At 56.4% G+C, this 20,995-nt stretch carries 31 protein-coding genes and 1 tRNA gene; 21 read left to right on the forward strand and 11 right to left on the reverse strand.

Annotation, left to right across the window (positions count from 1 at the left end):
* Window positions 1-25 precede the first annotated feature (25 nt).
* From KP703_RS06670 to KP703_RS06700, 7 genes are all read right to left on the reverse strand, one after another.
* Window positions 26-601 carry a DUF669 domain-containing protein gene (locus tag KP703_RS06670; protein ID WP_215754225.1) on the reverse strand — a complete coding sequence of 192 codons (576 nt, stop codon included), beginning with the start codon at window positions 599-601 and terminating at the stop codon, window positions 26-28.
* Between the two features lie 21 nt (window positions 602-622).
* Complete coding sequence (locus KP703_RS06675; RefSeq protein WP_215754226.1) at window positions 623-1,384, reverse strand: ATP-binding protein; 762 nt, start codon at window positions 1,382-1,384, stop codon at window positions 623-625.
* On the reverse strand, window positions 1,381-1,953 hold the full coding sequence (locus tag KP703_RS06680; protein ID WP_215754227.1) for a hypothetical protein: 573 nt from the start codon (window positions 1,951-1,953) through the stop codon (window positions 1,381-1,383). Before KP703_RS06680 ends, KP703_RS06675 begins: the two co-directional genes overlap by 4 nt.
* Window positions 1,943-2,437 (reverse strand): RusA family crossover junction endodeoxyribonuclease, encoded by a 495-nt coding sequence (locus KP703_RS06685; RefSeq protein WP_215754228.1) that lies wholly within the window; start codon window positions 2,435-2,437, stop codon window positions 1,943-1,945. Before KP703_RS06685 ends, KP703_RS06680 begins: the two co-directional genes overlap by 11 nt.
* Window positions 2,430-2,852, reverse strand: a complete 423-nt coding sequence (locus KP703_RS06690) for a hypothetical protein (RefSeq protein WP_215754229.1) — start codon at window positions 2,850-2,852, stop codon at window positions 2,430-2,432. Before KP703_RS06690 ends, KP703_RS06685 begins: the two co-directional genes overlap by 8 nt.
* Window positions 2,853-3,059: 207 nt before the next feature.
* Window positions 3,060-3,362: a hypothetical protein gene (locus KP703_RS06695; RefSeq protein WP_215754230.1), complete on the reverse strand. Its 303-nt coding sequence runs from the start codon at window positions 3,360-3,362 to the stop codon at window positions 3,060-3,062.
* Window positions 3,362-3,577: a hypothetical protein gene (locus tag KP703_RS06700; RefSeq protein ID WP_215754231.1), complete on the reverse strand. Its 216-nt coding sequence runs from the start codon at window positions 3,575-3,577 to the stop codon at window positions 3,362-3,364. The genes KP703_RS06695 and KP703_RS06700 overlap by 1 nt, the downstream gene beginning before the upstream one ends.
* Window positions 3,578-3,662: 85 nt before the next feature.
* Between KP703_RS06700 and KP703_RS06705 the strand changes: the two genes are divergently transcribed.
* From KP703_RS06705 to xerC, 15 genes are all read left to right on the forward strand, one after another.
* A complete protein-coding gene (locus tag KP703_RS06705; protein WP_215754232.1) occupies window positions 3,663-4,394 on the forward strand; it encodes a S24 family peptidase in 732 nt (243 codons plus the stop codon).
* 110 nt (window positions 4,395-4,504) lie between these two features.
* Window positions 4,505-4,738: a hypothetical protein gene (locus KP703_RS06710; protein ID WP_215754233.1), complete on the forward strand. Its 234-nt coding sequence runs from the start codon at window positions 4,505-4,507 to the stop codon at window positions 4,736-4,738.
* A 164-nt stretch (window positions 4,739-4,902) separates the two neighbouring features.
* A complete protein-coding gene (locus tag KP703_RS06715; RefSeq protein ID WP_215754234.1) occupies window positions 4,903-5,223 on the forward strand; it encodes a hypothetical protein in 321 nt (106 codons plus the stop codon).
* A complete protein-coding gene (locus tag KP703_RS06720) occupies window positions 5,223-5,411 on the forward strand; it encodes a hypothetical protein (protein ID WP_215754235.1) in 189 nt (62 codons plus the stop codon). The genes KP703_RS06715 and KP703_RS06720 overlap by 1 nt, the downstream gene beginning before the upstream one ends.
* On the forward strand, window positions 5,408-6,103 hold the full coding sequence (locus KP703_RS06725) for a lambda exonuclease family protein (protein WP_215754236.1): 696 nt from the start codon (window positions 5,408-5,410) through the stop codon (window positions 6,101-6,103). Before KP703_RS06720 ends, KP703_RS06725 begins: the two co-directional genes overlap by 4 nt.
* Entirely contained in the window at window positions 6,103-6,735 is a 633-nt protein-coding gene (locus KP703_RS06730; RefSeq protein WP_215754237.1) for a hypothetical protein, read from the forward strand. The genes KP703_RS06725 and KP703_RS06730 overlap by 1 nt, the downstream gene beginning before the upstream one ends.
* Window positions 6,732-7,112: a hypothetical protein gene (locus KP703_RS06735; RefSeq protein ID WP_215754238.1), complete on the forward strand. Its 381-nt coding sequence runs from the start codon at window positions 6,732-6,734 to the stop codon at window positions 7,110-7,112. Before KP703_RS06730 ends, KP703_RS06735 begins: the two co-directional genes overlap by 4 nt.
* Window positions 7,109-7,363, forward strand: a complete 255-nt coding sequence (locus tag KP703_RS06740; RefSeq protein ID WP_215754239.1) for a hypothetical protein — start codon at window positions 7,109-7,111, stop codon at window positions 7,361-7,363. The genes KP703_RS06735 and KP703_RS06740 overlap by 4 nt, the downstream gene beginning before the upstream one ends.
* Window positions 7,360-7,848: a hypothetical protein gene (locus KP703_RS06745; protein ID WP_215754240.1), complete on the forward strand. Its 489-nt coding sequence runs from the start codon at window positions 7,360-7,362 to the stop codon at window positions 7,846-7,848. Before KP703_RS06740 ends, KP703_RS06745 begins: the two co-directional genes overlap by 4 nt.
* Window positions 7,845-8,312 (forward strand): hypothetical protein, encoded by a 468-nt coding sequence (locus KP703_RS06750; protein ID WP_215754241.1) that lies wholly within the window; start codon window positions 7,845-7,847, stop codon window positions 8,310-8,312. The genes KP703_RS06745 and KP703_RS06750 overlap by 4 nt, the downstream gene beginning before the upstream one ends.
* Window positions 8,312-8,524: a hypothetical protein gene (locus tag KP703_RS06755; protein WP_215754242.1), complete on the forward strand. Its 213-nt coding sequence runs from the start codon at window positions 8,312-8,314 to the stop codon at window positions 8,522-8,524. The genes KP703_RS06750 and KP703_RS06755 overlap by 1 nt, the downstream gene beginning before the upstream one ends.
* Window positions 8,521-8,880: a hypothetical protein gene (locus tag KP703_RS06760; protein WP_215754243.1), complete on the forward strand. Its 360-nt coding sequence runs from the start codon at window positions 8,521-8,523 to the stop codon at window positions 8,878-8,880. Before KP703_RS06755 ends, KP703_RS06760 begins: the two co-directional genes overlap by 4 nt.
* The gene (locus KP703_RS06765; RefSeq protein ID WP_215754244.1) at window positions 8,877-9,059 is read left to right on the forward strand and encodes a hypothetical protein; all 183 of its coding nucleotides are present in this window, start codon (window positions 8,877-8,879) and stop codon (window positions 9,057-9,059) included. Before KP703_RS06760 ends, KP703_RS06765 begins: the two co-directional genes overlap by 4 nt.
* A 2-nt stretch (window positions 9,060-9,061) precedes the next feature.
* Window positions 9,062-9,481: a DUF3310 domain-containing protein gene (locus tag KP703_RS15590; protein WP_252353886.1), complete on the forward strand. Its 420-nt coding sequence runs from the start codon at window positions 9,062-9,064 to the stop codon at window positions 9,479-9,481.
* A 186-nt stretch (window positions 9,482-9,667) separates the two neighbouring features.
* Entirely contained in the window at window positions 9,668-10,786 is a 1,119-nt protein-coding gene (gene xerC / locus KP703_RS06775; RefSeq protein ID WP_215754245.1) for a tyrosine recombinase XerC, read from the forward strand.
* A gap of 118 nt (window positions 10,787-10,904) precedes the next feature.
* On the opposite strand, the gene KP703_RS06780 is transcribed toward xerC, so the two are convergent.
* A tRNA-Val gene (locus KP703_RS06780) sits at window positions 10,905-10,979 on the reverse strand.
* Between the two features lie 66 nt (window positions 10,980-11,045).
* Here KP703_RS06780 and KP703_RS06785 point away from each other — a divergent pair.
* Window positions 11,046-11,969, forward strand: a complete 924-nt coding sequence (locus tag KP703_RS06785) for an N-formylglutamate amidohydrolase (RefSeq protein ID WP_215754246.1) — start codon at window positions 11,046-11,048, stop codon at window positions 11,967-11,969.
* Window positions 11,970-11,996: 27 nt separating this feature from the next.
* Here KP703_RS06785 and KP703_RS06790 read toward each other — a convergent pair whose 3' ends face one another.
* On the reverse strand, window positions 11,997-12,878 hold the full coding sequence (locus KP703_RS06790; protein ID WP_215754247.1) for a glycosyltransferase family 2 protein: 882 nt from the start codon (window positions 12,876-12,878) through the stop codon (window positions 11,997-11,999).
* A gap of 111 nt (window positions 12,879-12,989) precedes the next feature.
* Between KP703_RS06790 and KP703_RS15595 the strand changes: the two genes are divergently transcribed.
* Both KP703_RS15595 and htpG read left to right on the forward strand, forming a co-directional pair.
* On the forward strand, window positions 12,990-13,376 hold the full coding sequence (locus KP703_RS15595; RefSeq protein WP_252353887.1) for a DUF333 domain-containing protein: 387 nt from the start codon (window positions 12,990-12,992) through the stop codon (window positions 13,374-13,376).
* Window positions 13,377-13,514: 138 nt separating this feature from the next.
* The gene (htpG, locus tag KP703_RS06800; RefSeq protein WP_215754248.1) at window positions 13,515-15,410 is read left to right on the forward strand and encodes a molecular chaperone HtpG; all 1,896 of its coding nucleotides are present in this window, start codon (window positions 13,515-13,517) and stop codon (window positions 15,408-15,410) included.
* A gap of 82 nt (window positions 15,411-15,492) precedes the next feature.
* On the opposite strand, the gene mazG is transcribed toward htpG, so the two are convergent.
* Window positions 15,493-16,392 carry a nucleoside triphosphate pyrophosphohydrolase gene (mazG, locus tag KP703_RS06805; RefSeq protein WP_215754249.1) on the reverse strand — a complete coding sequence of 300 codons (900 nt, stop codon included), beginning with the start codon at window positions 16,390-16,392 and terminating at the stop codon, window positions 15,493-15,495.
* A gap of 242 nt (window positions 16,393-16,634) precedes the next feature.
* Here mazG and argC point away from each other — a divergent pair, with 242 nt between their 5' ends.
* Both argC and KP703_RS06815 read left to right on the forward strand, forming a co-directional pair.
* Window positions 16,635-17,555 carry an N-acetyl-gamma-glutamyl-phosphate reductase gene (argC, locus tag KP703_RS06810; RefSeq protein ID WP_215754250.1) on the forward strand — a complete coding sequence of 307 codons (921 nt, stop codon included), beginning with the start codon at window positions 16,635-16,637 and terminating at the stop codon, window positions 17,553-17,555.
* Window positions 17,556-17,594: 39 nt separating this feature from the next.
* Window positions 17,595-18,326: an SDR family NAD(P)-dependent oxidoreductase gene (locus KP703_RS06815; RefSeq protein ID WP_215754251.1), complete on the forward strand. Its 732-nt coding sequence runs from the start codon at window positions 17,595-17,597 to the stop codon at window positions 18,324-18,326.
* Between the two features lie 114 nt (window positions 18,327-18,440).
* On the opposite strand, the gene KP703_RS06820 is transcribed toward KP703_RS06815, so the two are convergent.
* Window positions 18,441-19,433 (reverse strand): MDR family oxidoreductase, encoded by a 993-nt coding sequence (locus KP703_RS06820; RefSeq protein ID WP_215754252.1) that lies wholly within the window; start codon window positions 19,431-19,433, stop codon window positions 18,441-18,443.
* A 202-nt stretch (window positions 19,434-19,635) separates the two neighbouring features.
* On the opposite strand from KP703_RS06820, the gene KP703_RS06825 reads away from it, so the two are divergent.
* A complete protein-coding gene (locus KP703_RS06825; protein WP_062142055.1) occupies window positions 19,636-20,952 on the forward strand; it encodes a hemolysin family protein in 1,317 nt (438 codons plus the stop codon).
* Window positions 20,953-20,995: the final 43 nt, after the last annotated feature.

The following is a 20,995-nucleotide window of genomic DNA, read 5'->3' on the forward strand; positions in this document are numbered from 1 at the left end:
GGCCTCTACGCTCCCGGCGGCTGCCTTAGAACGGAATTTCGTCTTTAAGGACTTCTTCACTGGTCCGATTGTCAGCAGGTTTTCGGTCACGCATCCACCGACCACCGCCTTCAGCAGGAGGTTGAGCAGCAGGGCAGGTTGCTGCAGGACGGCTTGCCGGTGCTGTAACTGCTGCGGCGGCAGACCGTGCAACCTGACGTGGTGCTGTCGTGCCCTTAGCCGGGTCCATATAGTATTTCACCGTATTGCGCGGGCCATACTGCCCATCGCCAGGCTGAACACCGACATTCACGCGCACCCGGCACATCAACAGATCATCTGTGTCCTGAATAACCTTGGCATTTGTCTGCCCGATCTTCTTCAGACTAGCCTGTGCGATTTCAGAGGCTTTCTGACTGGCGCATTGGATGTTCAGATTATCGAAAACAGAGCGGTTGTTATCCAGCTTGATCGTCAACGCGATCATATAGCCGCCTGAGCGCGTTTCCTTCAACTCAGCCTTGGTGATATCGCCCAGATATTCGCCGGGCGGCAGCAGTTCAAATTCCGGAGCGTCCGGGGCCTGATCCTGATTGAAGATTCCTGAAAGATTGCCAGCCATGTTCGTTAATCCTGATCTTGATTATGCGTTGTAGAAGGGGATGTGTTGCGCGACGGTCTGCCACATGTCCTGTGGCGCACCGGGAAGTTCTATCTTGTAGGGCATGGCATAGCGGTTCTTCGCCAGTGCTGCCGGGCGTTCCTCGGAATAGAGAACACGCGCACCGTTCCCCATACCTTTGGTGATCTTGCGTCCAAAGCCCTCTTTGGCTTCGTTCGTCACGACCTTCCACGCCATGAACAGTACGGCATCTGCCGCTTCCTGCAATTTGGGAGAGGCCAGCTTATGCAAAGCAGGCTGGTACCGGTCATACCCGTCTGTGGTCGGGTCATCAAAATGCTTGACCTCAGCATGGGCCAGCATGATGACGGCAATCCTACGCCCCCGGATGGTGTTAATCAGATTGATAACCTGATGCCAGGCGTTCAGCGCCTCAACATAGCCCTTACCGAACCCCGGCTGCTCAATGCTGCCCCAATTGTTCTGACGGCAGGTATAATCCCACACAAGACGTTCGGCCCAATCCAGACTATCAAGAATGACCGTCTGGAATTCGTGTTCTTCAAACGCGAGGTCTGCCAGCGCATCCATCATCATTTCGAAGGTTGTGCAAAGCGGAAACCGGGCCACGCCTATTTCATCAGCTCCGTCCTCAGTCGGAACCAGCACCGCATTAGGTGCGCCAGCAGCCAGAGACGTTTTGCCAATACCATGTGTGCCATACACGATGATGCGCGGAGCCTTGTGGACAACGCCTGTCTGGATCTTGGAGAGCATGCTCATGCTGCAAACTCCACAGACCATTTCGGAGAGCCTGCTTTTTCCGTGCGTGCCGGTTCAAAAATTTCCTTCACGCGCTTCGGCCACACCGCGAATTTGCGTTCCGGTACCTTGATGGTGGTTTCCACGTAATCGCTTACGTCCTCACCTTCACGCTTAAGCTGCGCAACAATGGCAGCCAGCTTTTTCTGGTCCCACGTCACTTTTTTATCCACATCACAGATGGCTTCATACTCACCATCCCGGACGCGGACGCGACCTGTTTCCTTGGTCCGCTCACCTTCAACAGTATCGGCATAGCGCAGTTCAAATGCACGGTTTACACGTCCAACCAGCAATTCTGTTTCAACCTTCCGGTTTTTTAGATCATCCTGAAGAAGGCGCAGAATGTCTGGAGACAATGCCCTCAGGGCACTCTCAGGCATATTTTGTAAATCACTCAGATGGATACGATTGCTGCCCATCGGTGTTCTCCATTCCCGGTCTGGGCTACCGGGCAAAGCCTTGATGCACGTCGCATCACCAGAGCCAGTGCTGCGCACTGGTTCCAGAAAAGCGGCGTCAGATTTCACGGGTCGTCAGAACTGTCTGAGGAATTTCGGCGTACAACCGCACTACCCGCAGGTCGCAGACCTGTGCGTCGTCCTTCCAGACAATCCCGTTCAGCGCATCGAGGAAGGCCTTGCTGACATTATCTACATCAGGGCGTCCGGTGGCCCGCAAGCTGCCGGAAAGAGCGGCTTCACGCTTCTTCTTTGCCCAACTGGCCGGCACTGCCACATAGATTTCCATCTGCACAGCCAGCGCCCCTTCAAGGCACGGGCTTCCAACTTGAGAGACGGCGCAATGCCGTATCCAGGCTTCTGCATTTTCCGTTTTCTTGTCGGTATAGGTCCGGCCATTGCCGAAGCGCGGGCGGCCTTTTCCGACCGCCTTGCCCGGTACGCAGATGGTCAGTATCCGCGGATGATCCTGATCCATCCCCGGCACTGGTCCGCGCGACGGATGCTGAACTGGGCCAGCCAGATCCACGCCATTTCCACAAATATCAAGCATGTGAGCATTCCCTGTTTTCCATTTTGGCTTTCAGAATTGCCAGTTGGTGGTCCATTTTTCTGACCTGTTGACTCTGCCAGTCCTCGTGCCAGGCGCGCAGTTGATCTGCCTCCCATGCAAGGACGGTCTTGTATTCGCCGTACCAAATGCGTTTGCACTTCCCGACGGGGATCCCTAGGCGACGGGCAGCACGATCGATCTGCCGGCCAACCGTATCGCCCGCCTCAAACGGAGAGGCTGCGTCACGAATGATTGCCTGCATCTCCAAAGCGACTGTTTCCGCGCCAGACATTCTATTTTCTTTCCTCATGCTCAATTTTTCCGCCACGGCGGAAAGCCCCTCTGCCATTGTCAGTGCAGGGGATGGAGGAACCTGATTTGTTCGTTGATGATCTTGAAAAACTGATTGTGTCACTGACTGTTCTGAGAGCGCGGCTGCTACCGCGCATCTCATACCCACGCGCAGAGGCCATGAGTGCGGCAACACGCATGCCTCTAATGAGCGTCTTGTACGAGGACCCGTCCCCGGCCATCATCACGCCCGTGCTTGTGGAAGCTGCGGCGTTACTGGCCAGAGAAGCGAAGTCATGCCTGCGCCCAGCTATTATTAACGGATAGGAATTCATGCGAAATTCCGCCACCGCTCCAAGCCCTTCCACATGGCATTGATGGCTATGGTATTCATATGCGGAAGAGGCTCTGAGGATCGGCCAGTAATAATATGTGGCGCAGGATTTTCTGCGGCCTGAGATACAGGAAAAGCTAGTTTTCGGGCTGGCGACATCCAATTAGAAAGGCTGGATACTTTAACATTAAGGTATTTTGCCATTTGTTCTTTGGTTGCGCCCTGTTTTAGCATAGATGCAATAAGTCTGATGCTTTCTTGTTGAGTGCGCTTACGGGGAGTCGTGGATTTTCCGCTCATTACCGCGCCTCCTGTGTGGCGGGCGCCATTTTCGGGCTGGATAAAAACGCAAACACTCGGTCACGTGTGCGCTTGCGCAGTTCACGGCCTTTGCGCAGACCGTGAACAAGCCCGGGATCATTGATGGCGCTCTTACCGAACGACGTCGGTGAAATGCCTTCGCGGGCAATAAACGCCTCCACGGCAGGCAGGATTGGATCTGCTTCTCTAACCATGAATAGGAAACTAGTAGGATGTTTCCTACATTGCAATAGGAAACTTACTATTGGAAATATCCTATTTTATGGACGATGATAGGGCATGATTGTATTAAACAAAGCCAGAGTCGCTCTGATCGAGCTGATGAATAGGAATCCGGACTGCACACTCAAAAGTCTCTCGGAGGCTATTGGGAAGAACGGCACTTATTTGCAGCAATATATAAAACGAGGCTCTCCGCAGTCTTTGCAGGAAGATGTGAGGAGAAGTCTGGGTCAGGCGTTAGGCGTGCCCGCTGATGTGTTTCGTGACGATGAAGACCCGCGGCGTGTGGAATTACTTCCCGCTGATATGAAGCAGGATACATCATCCTCGTGGACCAACCCCAACCATGAAGATGGACGCCTTGTTATCCCTGAATTTGATGTTCAGGCCGGAGCTGGCCCGGGCGCGTTGCTCGACCATATCGCGACAGAAAACGGCAATATCCCGGTAGATCAATGGCAGATACCGGCTCGCTTCCTTGAGGCGTTTACAGACAATACGCAGTGCCTGGCTATTATCCAGGTACGCGGCGATAGCATGGAGCCAGACTATCATTCTGGAGAGCGTGTCTTAATAGACCTGTCGCATAAGATCCCTTCTCCTCCCGGCATCTACGTAGTGTGGGACGGCCTTGGGATAGTCATGAAGCGCTTAGAGGTTGTGTTCGGGTCTTCTGATCCTGTGCGGGTCAAAATATCATCTATAAATCCTGCATATGACTCTTACGAAAGGCCTCTTGAAGATCTTTCAATAAGCGGCCGAGTGGTCGCAAAATGGATGTGGAAATAGGAATTTCCTACTTCGGTAGGATTTTTCCTTTCTAAATGTATTTTTCCTATTGCATGATAGGAAGAATCCTATCATAGTCAACCCATCACAACGCAACAGGCGGATGGGCAATGACACAGACGGTTGAGCGGAATGCTCCCTCTCTCAACAAAACACTCCAAACCAACGCAGGCTACATCGCTGGTCTGATCGTCGAGAACCCCTTTGTGCAGGCGTTTCTGGGGCTGCTGGTCTATGGCGGCATCGCGTTTGTGCTGATGTTTACTGATGCCGGCCAGCGCATCACGGGCGACCTGCTCGATCTGCTGCTGGGGGTTTGTCAGCTGGTTGGGGAGTTGGTGTGATGGATAGCGACAGCAAGCTCATGATCGCTAGCGCCGTCCTGACATTAGCCAATGCGGTGATGCTTATTCTCATGATTTTTTCCTGACACCCCCGCGTCACCCGGTTTGCGGACCGGGCTTCGTGGCCGTGTTGGCGGCAGATGATTTCCTTAGGGAGAATTGAAATGTCTCAGTCTATGGGTGGATACCCGGACAATATGCGTGGCGGTATTGGGAGCCCCTACCCCGCTGCTCGTAAATACCAAAGCATGTCCAGCAATATGCTGGCGGCAGAAACAGCGAACCTCAAGAAAATTGCGGCCATTATCCGCAAGGCGAGTGAGGATATTGCACCTCTGGTTGGTCAACTTCATTACGCAACGATTGCGATTGAGGGCCGCACGGGCATGACCGCGTTAGATGCAGCAATTGAATTGCCCGCCATTGCCGATGAGATCGAACGTGATGACGTGGATCATGCTGAAAAAGCTGCGGAGTACGTGTGATGCTCAGCAACAGCGAACGCAATGAACTGACAAGCATGGTCAAGGCTGCACAAGCTTGTCTCGCGAATGACCGGCTTACGCCAGCTGAGGCACATGCTTTCCGTGAACACGGCGAAACGCTTGTGGAACTGGAACGCATGCGGCGGTTCCCGGCCTATGCGCCTGCTTTGATTGGATGCGGGGTATGACCCTAAAAATCTACTCCGACCTTGATCAAGGAACGGATGAATGGTTCGCCGCCCGCTGCGGTATCCTGACCGCCAGCACCGTTGGCAACCTGCTGACGCCGACATGCGCGGGTATTGCAAAAAGCAAAGCGTCTGATCGCCTCGTGAACGAAATCGCCGCCCAGCGCATCAACAAGATTTGTGACCCGAACGTGCAGGCATATGCATTCCAGCGTGGGCACGAAGATGAAATGGAGGCCAAGATCCTCTACGCACAAAAGGTCGCGCCCGTATCAGAGATTGGCTTCATGGCCGATGACCGCTGGGGATTTACGCTGGGATATTCACCGGATGGTCTGGTTGGGGAGGACGGTCTGATCGAGTGCAAATCGCGCCTGTCTGGCTTCCAGATGGACACGATCTGCTCTCAGGCGGTCCCGATTGAATACATGCCGCAGATCCAGACCGGACTGCTGGTGTCTGGCCGCAAATGGCTCGATTTCATCAGCTTCCCGGCTATGGGCGGCGGCAAGATGCTCGTCAAGCGTACATACCCTGATGCCGCGATGCAGGATCTCATTATCCGCGCCGCAACTGATTTTGAGAAAAAAGTCCGGCAGCGCATTGAAGAATACAAAGAAGCCGAGAAAAACCCAGACTTGCGCCTGATTGAGACAGTCCGGCGCGCAGATCCAGAGGAGATCATGCTGTAATGGTTGATCTGTCAAAGACCATCATCGCCAAGTCCGACCAGCTAAATGCTGACGATCTTCTTGGCGGCCCGATCACGGTAACGATTGAGGACGTCAAGCAGGGCAACGCTGACCAGCCAATCGCGGTGTTTTACAAAGGGTGCAATGGCAAGCCTTGGTATCCGTGCAAGTCCATGCGCCGCGTTCTGGTAGCTGTATGGGGGAATGATGGCAAAGGATATGCGGGCAAGTCCTGTACACTCCACCGCGACCCGGAAGTAAAATTCGGCGGCATTAAAGTGGGTGGAATCCGCATCACTCACATGACCGGACTGGATAAGGATATGGCACTCGGCTTGCAGGTCACACGGGGCAGCAAAAAACTTTATACCGTTCGACCCTTGCGGCTGGAGCAGGCGCGTAAAGAAGAGAAAGCCCAGCAAGCGCCTGATGATTTACAGGGCCGCTCTGAGCGCGCGATGCAGGCCATCAATGCTGCGACTGACGTTTCCGCACTCCAAAAGATCACTGGCTCCAACAATTACCGCCTGCTGCTGTCTCAGCTTGAGAAGCACGACGCCGCGCGGATGGAGCTTGTCAAACAGGCCGCCACCGAACGGGCTGCTGAGTTGAATGAAGGGGAATTCGCATGACCCAAAAAACCAAACTAGAAATCATCGGCGAATACCGCAAAGACCATCCGGGTCCGTTTTGCACGCGGGATGGGCGGCCCGTTGATCTTAAAGTGAAAGACGGAAGGGGTTTGTATCCTCTGGCGGGATATATTGGGGATTACGAGAGTTTAGATGGATGGACAAAAACTGGGAATATTGAAGACTCTCAAAAAGAGGAAAACGCTCTTGATCTCATGTGTGCCAGAGAAGCCCCTGTGCAGAGAGAGTTTTGGGTGAATGAATACCACGGCGGGAATCGTGTAGTTTATGACAGCCCAGAGAAGGCGCAGGAATTTCAGGTTTGCCTTAAGCGCACCATCCACATGATCGAAGTCCTGCCGGGAGAAGGCGCATGAGCGCACAGACAGCAGAGTGCCGTTGGTGTGGAATGCGCTTACAAGGCAAGCCCTACTTTATGGGCGGGAATGCTTATCATCCACGCACTGGTGAACGTGCAAAAATCAATCATTACGGCGGATTTGTTTGTTCTAAAGCTTGCGACCGTCGCTCTAGTCTTGATTTGGAACGCTCTATGCCTGGGCATGGGGCTAATCAGCAAAAACTTAGTTGCTATGCAGAAGCTGCTTTGAAAAGGAATTGGGCATGACCGCCAAACCCACAGCCGTATTCGTTCGGTTGCCGCTGAGTGAAGATGATTGCGGATTGCTTATTGATGCTTCCTCATTCGGCGCGCCTGATGACAGCCATGACAAAGCCCTCATCGCCATCGGCACGCCTGTTGCGGGTGGGGAGTTGGAGGTGGTTGGGATGCGCACGCGAGATATTAGGTCTATATTTACGTCAATTTGGCATTACTCCGGGGATATTGAGAGTTCCGGAAATTATGAGACTGAATTGCTCGTCCGCCAATCCGATGCCCAAGCCGCCCTTGCCGCTGCGCATGTGGATATTGCTCGGAAAGATGATGAGATTGATCGGTTGTGGGCAGCTTTGGAAAACATCGAAGTATCCATCGACGCGCTTCCTGACGACATGGAGGACTATTCCAAAATGAATGCTCGTGAAATGCGAAGGCAGGCTCTTGAGGTTGTTAAGGACGAGGTGAAAACCCTGAAAGGCCAGGAAGCATGAGCGAGGGACTGAAAAACTGCATAAATATGCGCCCAGAAAATCCGCAACCTAGGAGACGCGCCATGAGGACGAGAGAGGAGCAGATTGAATCAGCTTGCCAGCAGATCGAACAGGCTTGTCGTTTAAGTAATGTTTATAATTGGCTATCAGGGCAAATCCTCGAAGCAGAACGCCGTGCAGAACAGAGCGTGCGGGCGGAGATTGAAGCCAGCTTGAAAGATCCAACCACCGTGCACGTAAATATGCTGCGGGGATCAATCGCTACTCCGGGATGGGAACAGTTTTTGCATCTATTTCCGAAAGAGCGGGCGGAGATTGGGCGCGATAGCGAGCGGTTGGGTTGGTTGGCGGCGCAAATTCTCCGTGTACGGAAGCACGCTCCTTATCAGCCAATCATTATTAACGGTACCTATGATCCCGGTGAATTACGGGATGCCATCGACGCAGAGCGGGAGAAGAAGTGATGAGCAAACATCTGCATATCGCCATTGCACGCTGCCCAAAATGCCCCGCCTGCCAACAAGAATATGTTGATGACTGGCATCACTCAATCCGCAGAACCGTAGGCTTTGTTGCGGAAGGTTCAGACAAATGTGCGAACTGTGGAAAATTCTATGCTTTTGATGTCTATCCCGGCGGAGAAGTCCATTCGACAATGTGGAGGAAAAGCGCATGACTGACCCGAGGATTGAGGCGGCTGCAAAAGAACTGAAGCGCCTGTTTTCTGAGAGTGATGCTGCCACGGAAAGCATGTGGGTCGCCTGCGCTGAGACCGTCCTCGCAGCAGCAGACGCGGCGGCTTGGAGGCCGATCTCTGAATATGATGGCCTGAAACCTGTCTTGGTTCTGCAGGGCAAAAGTCGGCTTGTGGCGCGGCCCGTCAGAGACCTGGCCTTATCAGAGGACGTCGTCTGGGTGACGGAAGAGGGGAAAACGAATGAAGAAAGCGGGGCCTATCTCGTCTTCCTCGATCCCCCTCCCACCCACTGGCAACCTCTACCCAACCCGCCGGGTGAGGAGGCTGGAGCATGATCTGCGGACGCTACGAAATCACGCTGCCACTTACCATCAGAGATGCAATGGCGCTTCTGACCCGAATTGATGAGGCTCCAGATATCGCTGAGGCAACAGTTCAGCTTAACGAAAATATCAGCCGGGTTGGGACTCTTATTGAATGCCACCCCGAGCCCGAAGACAGCGAGGGTTACTGACCATGAACACAATAGCCCCCAATCACTATAAAACTGAAAGCGGTCTGCAAGTCTGGGACGTGACACGGTACATGTCCGGAAACATGGCGCAGGCATTTCAGTATGTTTACCGGGCCGGTCGCAAGGGCAACGAGGTCGAGGATCTGCGCAAGGCTGTGGCGTTTTTGGAGGATTGGTATTCTCACCAAGACGTTCCGGCCATGGGCAATCTCTCGCCGGGCGACATGCTGGAGAAGGAAGGGCCATTGCGCACCCTTCTGTTTGCTTCAGAGCCATGGAAGCGCGTGATCCTGAATCAGATCTGGCACATGGATTTTATGGGCGATGCAGTCGATGGACTTGAGGCGCGCGTACATGGATATCACGGCGCAATGCTGCATTTGCAACATCGTATTGCTGAGTTGGGAGGGGTTGATGGGTGAGACGCTGCCTGACCTGATGACGCTGCCGGATGTGTTGGAGAGGTTACGGGGTGTGATTGGCCGCACTCGCCTGCTGGAGCATTTGCGCGCGCACCCGACGCATAATGGAGGGCCAACCCACCGTAAATGGGGGAAGAAATTTGTCTTCTCCTCACATGATTACATACGCCTTATCGAGAGTATGGAATGTCCCTCAAGCTCGTCACATTCGCCCACGCCAAAAACATCTTTATCAGGGGTACGGTCGGGGGTAAGCGGATACTGGAAAGCACGGGCACAGCAAACCGGAAATTCGCGGAAGAATACAGGCGCAAAAGAGAAGCGGAGCTTTGGCAAGAGCAGCTCTATGGAATCCGCTCTGTCATAACGTTTGCCGATGCGGCAACCGCATACATCAAGGATGCCCCGCGCTCCCCGGCAACTTCCCGTTACGTGGATAGGCTGGTTGAGCATTTTGGAGACACAAGGCTCACCAGCATCAATAATGCGTCTCTGCGCGCGGCCTATGCCTCCATTCTCAGGGATGGAGAGCGCGCCTCGCCCGCAACCAAAAAGAGGTCAGTCAGAACGCCCCTGCAAGCCATCTTGGAATTTGGTGCGGTGCAGGGATGGTGCGACCGGCCTGCCTTTTCCGCTCTTTCCGTGGGGCAGTCCGTTACAAGATTTCTCCTGCCAGAGCAGGCGACCGATTTAGTTGCCTGCGCAGCCCCTCACCTGCGGCCCCTGTTTGTTTTTTTGCTCGGAACAGGTTGCCGCCTATCGGAAGCCCTCGATCTGGAATGGGCGGATGTGAACTTATACGCGGCTCGGGCAGTTGTCTGGCAGAAACAAGGGCGACAGCGACACCTCGATTTAAGTCCTGGCGTCATGAAGTGGCTGCAAACAATCGAGCCAAAAGAAGGTCACGTATTCCGGCCCATGATAAAGACGCGCGGGACTACACTCATCGGAGAAAGATACCACGACGCCGGTAGGCAGTATGGCGGGCAGATTAAGAACGGGTGGGCTGGGGCGTGCCGCCGGGCCGGACTGCCGGGCCGGGTGCATGAGTGGGTGCCCACTGGCTCCACCAAAACCAAACAGCGGTTCATCCCGGAGTTTACACCCCATGACCTACGCCACACATGGGCCTCGTGGCACTATTGCGTTCACAAAGATCTTCTACGGCTAAAAGCAGACGGTGATTGGAGCAACATCAACACCGTGACGGTGTATGCAAAGCTGATGCCGCCGGTGTATCGAGAGGAGATTATTAAATGGTGGGGCGTTGGTCCGGGCACCCTCCCAGAAGGGAAAAATCAGTAACCAATTCCTAACCACCAACCGCGCAAACAAGCAGACAATGGCGGTTGATCGTGTACCGTTTTTAAAACGAGACACAAACAAAGATTGGCTATTTTCTGAGGGAATCACCGGTCAAAGATGGTGGGCGCAACAGGGATTGAACCTGTGACCCCTACCATGTCAAGGTAGTGCTCTACCGCTGAGCTATGCGCCCATCTTTGACCGTGGGCCGCGTTCTATCGCGCTTGCGTTCAAAGTGCAAGCCCTCAATGATGGTCAGATGAAAAATATTACGCATAGCCTGATTCACCGGGGTCTGGCCCGTGTTTTGCCGGGCATGCCAGCCAGCGTTCCAGAGGGAGCAGACCGCGTGCAGGCCCCCTCTCCTGTGCTGGTATCCGGCCAGCCTGCAACGCCCGTGGTGCTGGCCTCCCCGCATTCCGGGCGCTTTTACCCGGAAGCCTTTGTGCAGGTGAGCCGCCAGTCACTGGCCATTCTGCGCAGTGGGGAAGACAGCTATGTGGAAGAACTGGCCACCGATGCGCACACCCTGGGGCCAATGCTTGTCCACGCGACCTTCCCGCGCGTTTTCTGTGACGTAAATCGGGCAGCGTGGGATCTGGACCCGCGCATGTTCAACACACCGATTCCAGCTTTTGTGCGCGCCACGCATCGCGGGCTTGCCGGACTGGGGTCTGTGCCACGCATTGTTGCGGATAACCGGCAGATTTATCGGACACGCATGCCCTTTATGGAAGCCGCACTCCGAATCCGGGATTACTGGATGCCGTATCACGCTGCTCTGGCGACCGCCCTCCGCCAAACACACGCGCAGCACGGAACGGCCCTGCTACTGGACCTGCATTCCATGCCAGACGCGCCGGAGGCCGGAAATCCGGATTTTGTTCTGGGTGACGTCCACGGTGCCAGCTGCGCTTCCGCTCTGGCCGACAAAGCGGAAGAGATCCTGCAGGATCTGGGTTTTAAAACATCCCGCAACACGCCCTATGCTGGCGGTTACATCACGCAGCATTATGGCCGCCCGCGTGAAGGGCTCCATGCCCTGCAGATCGAAATGCGTCGCAGCCTGTATATGGATGAAAAAACACGCGAGAAAAACCGTGATTTTTCCATTCTCAAACACGCCATTTCTCAGCTTACAGAGGGCATGATTACCACCCTGCGCACACTGGAGAGCCCGTAACCCCTACCCTTTCCAGAAAGACGTTTTTTAAAACGCTTTCAGAAAACGATCCGGGATTCTGTGCAGATTGCTTTCCCCTCCAGATTCCACAAGACTGGCCAGATCAAGATCCGCCAGAGAGATTTCTGAGCGTGTTGCCTGAAATTTTCTCAGGAAATTGACCATGCTCCGGTCCGGCACCCGATGAGAAACACCGTGATTCAAACTGCGGGCACGGGCACTCCATTGCAAATTACGGGTCACACCAAGGCGCTGGAGAAGGTGAGTCTGATCAGCATATTTCAGGTGGAACATCCATAAGGCCGTGTCCAGCGTGGCGGGTTCTTCGCACTCATGGAACCCCGCCGTCCACGTGAGCGGCACAGAGGCAAGCAATGTCTTACACGACCAGCTCCGCACCGCACCGTAAGGCCGCTGAGCCAGTACCGGCTTGTCCCATTGCACAGGAGGCAGGTCCGGCGCGTAGTCGATCACATCCACCCCCACGCAGCGGATAGCTGTATGCTGAGCGTGCGCAACATAGGCGCGCAGCGACGGATAGCGCGCAGGGTCAGCAACCAGAAACTCATCACAATCCGTGAAAAGAACGTAGTGATACGATTCAAGCAGTTTCTTCTGGAACGCTTCAATCTGCGCACAGCGGTCAACTTCGTCCAGTTCATCCCGACGGATCGGAACAATCTGACATCCGGGCAGGTCAGGCAGGCTGTCACTCCCGTGGTCCAGCACAAAAAGATTCCCGGCTCCGGCCTGCCTGCGATAATAATTCGCCCACACAGGCAACATGCGATGTTCATTATAGACCATCGTAAACACTGCCAGGGGTTGCCGGGTATCACGCGGCTTAAGGCCGAACAGCCGCCGGAAGAGGCGTTCCCCGGTGGCCCGTAATCGTGTCCATCCCGTCATCAGCCTGTCCTTCCCTTCTGGGTTTGGCGGGCAATGTATCATATTGCCTCACTTGTAGCTTTGCCCAATGATAGCTTGATCCAACACTCTCTTGCAGGAGACGACAGGCTTATGCGCGGACCATTTTTCACAGCTCACATGCCTTTTCATGAGAAAACCGCTGGCGTGGCAGCACTGGGCCTTGCTCTGCTGGGTCTGGCCGCATGTCAGCCTGCCCCGACCGGCACGGCGCGTCCCCACGGCCTTACCCCGCAAAACAGCACGCCAGCAGGCACCACAGAAACCCCTTCTGCGACCTCCCCACAGCGGAGCAAGCTGATTGGCATGGCCAACCCGGCCTCCGTCCATTGCGTGGATGCGGGTGGCAAGCTGGAAATCCGCACCGGGTCTTCCGGCAGCCAGTATGGCGTCTGTCACATGCCGGACGGCAGCAGTTGTGAGGAATGGTCCTTCTTCCGCACAGGGCAGTGCAAGGCTGAAACGCTGCAAAACCGATAACGTTCTGCTCCGGGAGATATTGAAAAATTCTCCCGTTCATCTCATTTCTTAAGGGATGCAGGAGGTGGCGGCATTTGGCCTGAGGGCAAACGCTGCTGCGCTCATGATGCAATGTCACGCATGAATGCGGGGAAAGAGATGACTGAATCAGCCACGGGCACCACGCCCACACAGGGCAGCGAAACACGGGAATTCAGCGCAGAAGTCGGGCGGCTGCTCGATCTTGTTGTGCATTCGCTCTACTCCGAGCGGGAAATTTTTCTGCGCGAGCTGGTGGCCAACGCAGCCGACGCCACGGACCGCCGTCGCTTTGAGGCGCTGACCGATGGCGCACGCGCCCTGCCGGAAGATGCCAAAATCCGCATCAACCCGGAAAAAGATGCCCGTCTGCTGACCATCAGCGACGATGGCGCGGGCATGAGCAAGGAAGAACTGGTCTCCAATCTGGGCACCATTGCCAAATCCGGCACCCGTGCCTTTGGCCAGAAGCTTGAAGATGCAAAACCGGAAGACCGCCCGAACCTGATCGGCCAGTTTGGCGTGGGCTTTTATGCCGCGTTCATGGTGGCGGATAAGGTTGATGTCGTCTCCCGTCGCGCAGGCTCGGATGACGCATGGCGCTGGACGTCTGACGGCAAAGGCTCCTACACGCTGGAACCCGCCACGCGTGAAAAAGCCGGGACGGACATCACGCTGCACATCAAGGAAGACGCAGACGAGTTCCTTGATAGCTGGCGTCTGGAAGCCATTATCCGCAAATGGTCCGACCATATTGCCTGGCCCGTCACCATCATCAAAGATGGCAAGGAAGAAGCCGCTAACGAGGGCACAGCCCTATGGCGCAAGCCGCGCAGCGAAATTACCGAAGATCAGCTGAACGAGTTTTATCGTCACCTCACCCACAATTTTGATACGCCGTGGGACACGCTGCACTGGCGCGCAGAAGGCACGATTGAATTCTCTGCCCTGCTGTTCATTCCCGGCAGCCGTCCGTTTGAGTTTGCCGAGCAGACGCGGGAAAGCCGGGTGCGCCTGCATGTCCGCCGCATGTTCATCACGGATGAAGCTGATATTCTGCCGACATGGCTGCGCTTTGTGCAGGGTGTTGTGGATACGGAAGATCTGCCGCTCAACGTCTCGCGTGAAATGCTTCAGGCTACTCCGGTTCTGGCCCGTATCCGCAAGGCCGTGACCGGCAAGGTAATGGGTGAACTGAAAACCCGTGCCAAGGATGAAGGAGCCTACGCAACCTTCTGGGAAAACTTCGGCCCCGTGCTGAAGGAAGGCATGTGGGATGATCCGGCACACCGCACGGAAGTGGCGGCACTCAGCCGGTTCCGCTCCAGCGCTGTAGACGGCCTGACGTCTCTGGACGCTTACATCAGCCGCATGAAGCCCGAACAGGACGCCATTTACTACCTGACGGGCGACAACGCAGAAACACTGGCAGCTTCCCCGCAGATTGAGGGCTTCAAGGCTCGTGGTGTGGAAGTGCTGCTACTGTCTGACGCGGTGGATTCCTTCTGGCCGGAACGTCTGGGCACGTATGAAGGCAAAGCACTGCGCAATGTCGCTCAGGGCCAGACGGACCTTGAAAAATTCGGTGCTCCGGCAGAAAGCGATGCTGAAAAAGCCGATATGGACACGCTGGTGCCCGCGCTGAAAACCGCACTGGGTGACACAGTCTCCGATATCCGCGCCACAGACCGTCTGGTCAACAGCGCCATGGTACTGACCGCGCCGGAAGGTGGCCCGGATCTGCAACTGCAGAAACTGATGCAGCGGAGCGGTCAGAGCCTGCCGTCTGTGACACCGGTGCTGGAACTCAACCCGGCCCATCCGATTGTCCACCATCTGGCGGCCCTCGTGAAAGCAGGGAAGCCGGTCGATGCGCTGGCTCACATTCTGCTGGACGTCGCCAGCATCCAGAATGGTGAAGCACCCAAGGATGTTAACGCCTTTTCCCGCAGGCTGATGGACTATCTGGCTGGCGGTGTTGAAACCGACAGCACGGCAGAACCTGCCAAAGACTGATCAGATTTTCTGACTTAGTCGATCAGGAAACCGGTTCCTTCAACAGAGGGGGCCGGTTTTTTGTGTTTTTTAGGGACTGCGGTTAGCCATCACGCTTTTTCACGCGGTTCCAGACCTCATCCAGATATGCAACGGGCTCATCCTGCATGGAGCGGCCCTCTTCCGCCAGACAGGCCTCGACCGCCTGAAAACGCCGCGTGAACTTGTCACACGCCTGCCGCAGACAGGCTTCCGGGTCCAGATCCAGCCGCCGGGCCAGACTGGCGAGCGAGAAAAACACGTCTCCCAGTTCATCCTGCATTTTGGCACGGTCATTTGCCTGCATTTCCACGGCAAATTCTTCCATTTCCTCATGCACTTTGGCCACAACGCCCTGCACATCCGGCCAGTCGAACCCTACACGGGCCGCACGAGACGCAATTTTTGAGGCCCGAAGCAGCGCCGGCAAGGCAGGCGGAATACCAGCCAGCGCACTGGACTTCTGGCCCGGTGCGCTCAGCTTCTGCCGCTCTTTCTCTTTCAACTGCTCCCACTGCCCCGGCATAGCGGCGGAGGTCGTCTGCCCGGAAGGGGGTGCAACATCCTCCGCCTGTGTGCCCAGCACCTCCGGCCCGAACGTGACATGCGGATGGCGGCGGATCATTTTTTCCGTAATCAGGCGAGCGACGGTTGCAAAATCGAAATGCCCTTCCTCTTCCGCCAGACGGGCCTGATACACAACCTGCAACAGCAAATCGCCCAGTTCATCGGGGAAGGCCTGCCAGTCCTGCTTCTGGATGGCGTCCAGAACCTCATAGGCTTCTTCAATGGCGTAAGGCGCAATGGTCTCGTGCGTCTGCTCCCTGTCCCACGGGCAGCCATGCTCGGGGTCACGCAGGCGGGCCATCAGCGCCACAAGGCGCGTCAGTTCACGGGCTGCATCCGTCTGGTTGCCCGTTTCGGGCTGTGTGGGTGCCGAAGAGGCTGTATTTTTTGCAACCATAAGATCCCGTGTTCCCTTTCAATCCTTTGTGTTTTCCATCCGTCGGGCCACAGAGCTATGCTCTGTGCAGCTTCCCCGCATGTCAGCCCTGCACCAGCACGGTGTTTTTCACGCATCCCCCTTCCGCCACAAGGGACTTACCCCGTATATGCGGAAGCAGAGAGACCGAACAGCCCACGCACACAGAACCGGGTGCCGGGCGAAGACAGGGAGCCTCCCGTTATCGGGTGGAGTATGAAGGCATGACACAGCAGCCCGTTATTTTCATCGATGGGGAAGCCGGAACCACCGGTCTGGGTATTCGGGACCGCCTGTCTGCCCTGCCCGTGCGTATTCATTCGGTTGACCCGGCCCGCCGCAAGGACCCGGCGGCCCGTAAGGACGCTATGGCAGAGGCGGATCTGGTTGTGCTGTGCCTGCCGGATGATGCCGCGCGCGAGGCTGTCACCATAGCGGAAACGCTCGGCCAGAACGCCCCGCGCATTCTGGATGCCAGCACGGCGTTCCGCACAGCACCCGGCTGGGTCTATGGTTTTCCGGAACTCTCTCCGGCCCAGAGCGAGGCCATTCAGGGTGCGCCCCGCGTTTCAAACCCCGGCTGCTACCCCACAGGGGCCATTGCCCTGCTGCGTCCGCTGATTGATGCGGGTATTATGGAGCCGCATTATCCTGTCTGTATCAATGCTGTCAGCGGGTATTCCGGCGGGGGCCGCGCCATGATTGAAGCCCATACGCGCGATGGCGGTCCGGCCTTTGAACTGTATGGGCTTGGGCTTGAGCATAAGCATGTGCCGGAAATCCACCTGCATGCCGGCCTGACACGCCGCCCGGTTTTTGTGCCCTCCGTCGGGCACTTCGCACAGGGTATGATTGTCTCCATCCCGCTGCATCTGGATGATCTGAATGGCGGCGTGACGGGGGATGACCTGCATACCGCACTGGCTGGCCGCTATGCCGGGCAGGACCATGTGCATGTGCTGTCTGCAGAACCCAAACTAGCTGCGGAAGCGCTGGCTGGCCGTGACACCATGGAACTGCGCGTGCATGACAACCCGCATTCCCGACAGGCTGTGCTGACAGCACGGCTGGATAACCTCGGCAAAGGCGCATCCGGGGCCGCCTTGCAGAATATTGCCCTGATGCTCGGGCTGCCACAGGCCTGAGTCTTTCCTTATCGTTTTTTCAAACAGGATTTTCTGAGCATGACACAACGCGTAGCACTGGTAACTGGCGGCAGCCGCGGCATTGGTGCCGCCATTGCGGAAACACTGGCCAAAGACGGCTTTGATATTGCTCTGACTTACGCCCGCAACGCAGACGCAGCAGAAGCCGCTGCCGCCAAAGTGCGGGCACTGGGCCGCAAAGCCCTGAGCATTCAGGCTGATGGCACGACGGTTGAAGGCAATCAGGCTGGCATTGCCGCAACGGTTAAAGAATTTGGTCGCATTGATACACTGGTCTGCAACGCTGGCACCTATCCCTACGGGCCCATTAGCGAAATGAGCGTTGCCCAGATTGAACATGTGCTGAACCTGAATGTGCGCGCCGTGATGGTGGAAACCATGGAAGCCGTAAAGCACATGAAGGAAGGCGGCCGCCTGATTTTCATCGGCTCCGCATTTGGTGCCCGTGCGCCTTTCCCCGGCATTTCACTCTATGCCGCCACCAAGGCTGCTCTGCGTGGTTTTGCACAAGGGGTTGCCCGGGACCTCGGCCCCAAAGGCATTACCGTCAATGTGGTGGAACCCGGCCCCATTGATACAGACATGAACCCCGCTACCGGGGATGTTGCCAAACTGATCAGCAGCTATGTGGCAACGGGCAAATACGGCACGGTGCACGACATTGCCAACATGGTGTCCTTCCTCGCCAGCCCGAAGGCCGGTTACATCACCGGTGCCGCGCTGCCTGTGGATGGTGGTCTGGAAGCCTGATTTCCTAATCTGACACCACTTTAGAAAACCGGAAAAACATCGCTTTTTCCGGTTTTTTTAGACTCTTTCGTCAGTTCGTCGCGGGCGTTAACTGACGCGACGCCTCAGGCGGCATTACCGGGAGCCTGCCAGCCGGACCAGAATACGGCCCCGGATTTCTCCATCCAGAAGATCAGAGGCTGCCTTTTTGACATCGGAAAGCGAAATTTCCGTAATAATACCATTCAGTTTTTCCGGCTCAATTAACTGCGCAAGTTGCTGCCATGCCGCAAGGCGCTCCTCTTTCGGGCAATGGACGCTATCAATCCCGACCAGCGTGACGCCCCGCAGAATGAACGGCGCAACGGTTGCCGGGAAGTCCATCCCCGCGGCAAGACCGCAGGCCGTCACCACCCCATGATACTGCATGGATGCACACAGGGCCGCCAGCACGGCACCCCCGGCAACATCCACAGCACCGGCCCATTGCGCTTTTTCCAGAGGACGGGTCAGGCGCAGTAAAGCCTGTCGCGGCAGAATGTCCGTGGCCCCCAGTTCCCGCAAAGCGGGCTCTTCTTCCGGGTGGCCGGTAATCGCCGTCACCTGATAGCCGAGGCGGCTCAGCAGCATCAGCGCAACACTTCCCACGCCGCCGGAAGCACCCGTCACGACTATCGGCCCGCTTTTTGGTGTCACACCCTCACGGATCAGAGCACGCACGCACAGCATGGCGGTATACCCTGCCGTCCCCAACGCCATGGCCTGACGCGCACTGAACGCAGACGGCAGAGGGATCAGCCAGTCACCCGGCACACGCGCCCGCTCAGCCAGACCGCCCCAATGGCTTTCCCCCGCGCCCCAGCCATTCAGCACCACATGCTGGCCAACAAACAGACCGGGGTGAGAAGATGCTTCAATCGTTCCGGCAAAATCAATACCCGGCACCATCGGGTAGGAGCGGACAATCGGCCCCTTGCCGGTTATCGCCAGCGCATCCTTGTAATTCAGGCTGGACCACTCGACCCGTACCGTCACATCGCCTTCCGGCAGCTGGTCTTCCGCCAGAGAATGCTCGTGGACAACCTGGTCTCCATCGGCATTTTTTTCGATCAGCAAAGCTCGGAACATGGCCAGTCTCCTTCACACCTCTCAACGCCCCTCTTGCGCCGGAGATCATCCCACTACGCCATTTTTGAGAAATCGCTGTTCACAAAGCCGCGGGCAGGTTCGGGCTGCTCGGCCAAGTTTGGGAAAATAAATTAGGATTTTAAAAAGGCAGCAGATATAACCTTGTCCAATAAGCTATTTCTTATTGAACTCCGAGCGTGTCTTGATTCTTTTCCTTACCGGTTTTCTCGCCCTCTTTCTGCTGATTGCTGTCAGCATCCTGATTTCTCTCTCCGAGATTTCCTTTGCCGCCGCCCGTGATGTGCGGCTGCGTTCCCGGGCAGAAGCGGGTGATAAACGCGCACAGGCCTTTCTGGCCCTGCGGCGCAATAGCGGTCAGGTTATTACTGTTCTCCAGATCTGCCTGAACGGGGTGGGGATTCTGGGCGGTATTGTCAGCTCGGAAATGCTCTCCCCTCCCTGCGGTGACCTGCTGCGCTACTGGGGTCTGCCCGACGGACTGGCGGAAAAGACCGGCTCGGCCATCAGCTTCATCATGGTCACGGGCCTGTTCGTGCTGTTTGCCGACCTGCTGCCCAAACGGGTGGCCATGAACGCGCCGGATAAAGTCGCGCTCTCCATTGGCTGGTTCCCCAAACTGGCCCTGCGGGTGCTGTATCCGTTTGTGTGGATTTTCTCCAAGGTGTCTGATGCCGTGCTGCGCGCCATGAAAATCCCGGCAGCCTCCGCCGTGGAACCGGTGACGCCGGAAGACCTGCGCGCCATTCTGGCCGCCGGCACCGCCTCTGGCGTGCTGCTGGAGCAGGAACACCAGATGATCCAGAACGTGCTGGGTCTGCAGGACCGCTCGGTCACCTCCGCCATGACCCCGCGTGATGAGATTGTCTATCTGGACGTGCAGGACAACGCGGAAAACAACCACGAGAAGGTCCGGGCCAAACCCTATTCCCGTTACCCGTTGTGTGATGGCGGGCTGGACAAGGTCATTGGCTCCATCCGTGCAGAAGACGTTCTGGCCTCGGTTGTGGACCCTGCCAGTATCCCGGAAGGCCCTGCTCTGCGCGGCAACCCGATTTTCCGCATGCGGCGGGATGTGCTCTCCGTGCCGGAAACGCTCAACCTGTGGGACACGCTGGCACAGTTTGATACCCACGGCGTGGGCTTTGCCCTGATTGTGAATGAATACGGGCTGGTCGTCGGGCTGATTACCTTCAAGGACATCATGGGTGCGCTCATGGACGGTCTGGCCAACCCATTTGAAGAACAGGCCATTGTCCGGCGTGATGAAAATTCCTGGCTGATCGACGGCGCGGCCCCAATTGGCGACGTGATGCGTGAACTACACATCATCGAACTGCCCGACAGCGCTCAGTTTGACACCATTGGCGGCTTTGTCATGCACCGCCTGCGCCGCATGGCCCGCAAGGCCGACCGCGTGGATGCCGGGGGCTTCCGGTTTGAAGTGGTGGACGTGGAAGGCTTCCGCATCAACCAGCTGCTGGTTACCCGCCTGACCTGACCTATCCCGCAGGCTTGTGCCCCCGCAAGAGCCGGGGCCATGC

The organism is Acetobacter sp. P5B1, assembly GCF_018811985.1.
Taxonomy (GTDB): Bacteria; Pseudomonadota; Alphaproteobacteria; order Acetobacterales; family Acetobacteraceae; genus Acetobacter; species Acetobacter cerevisiae.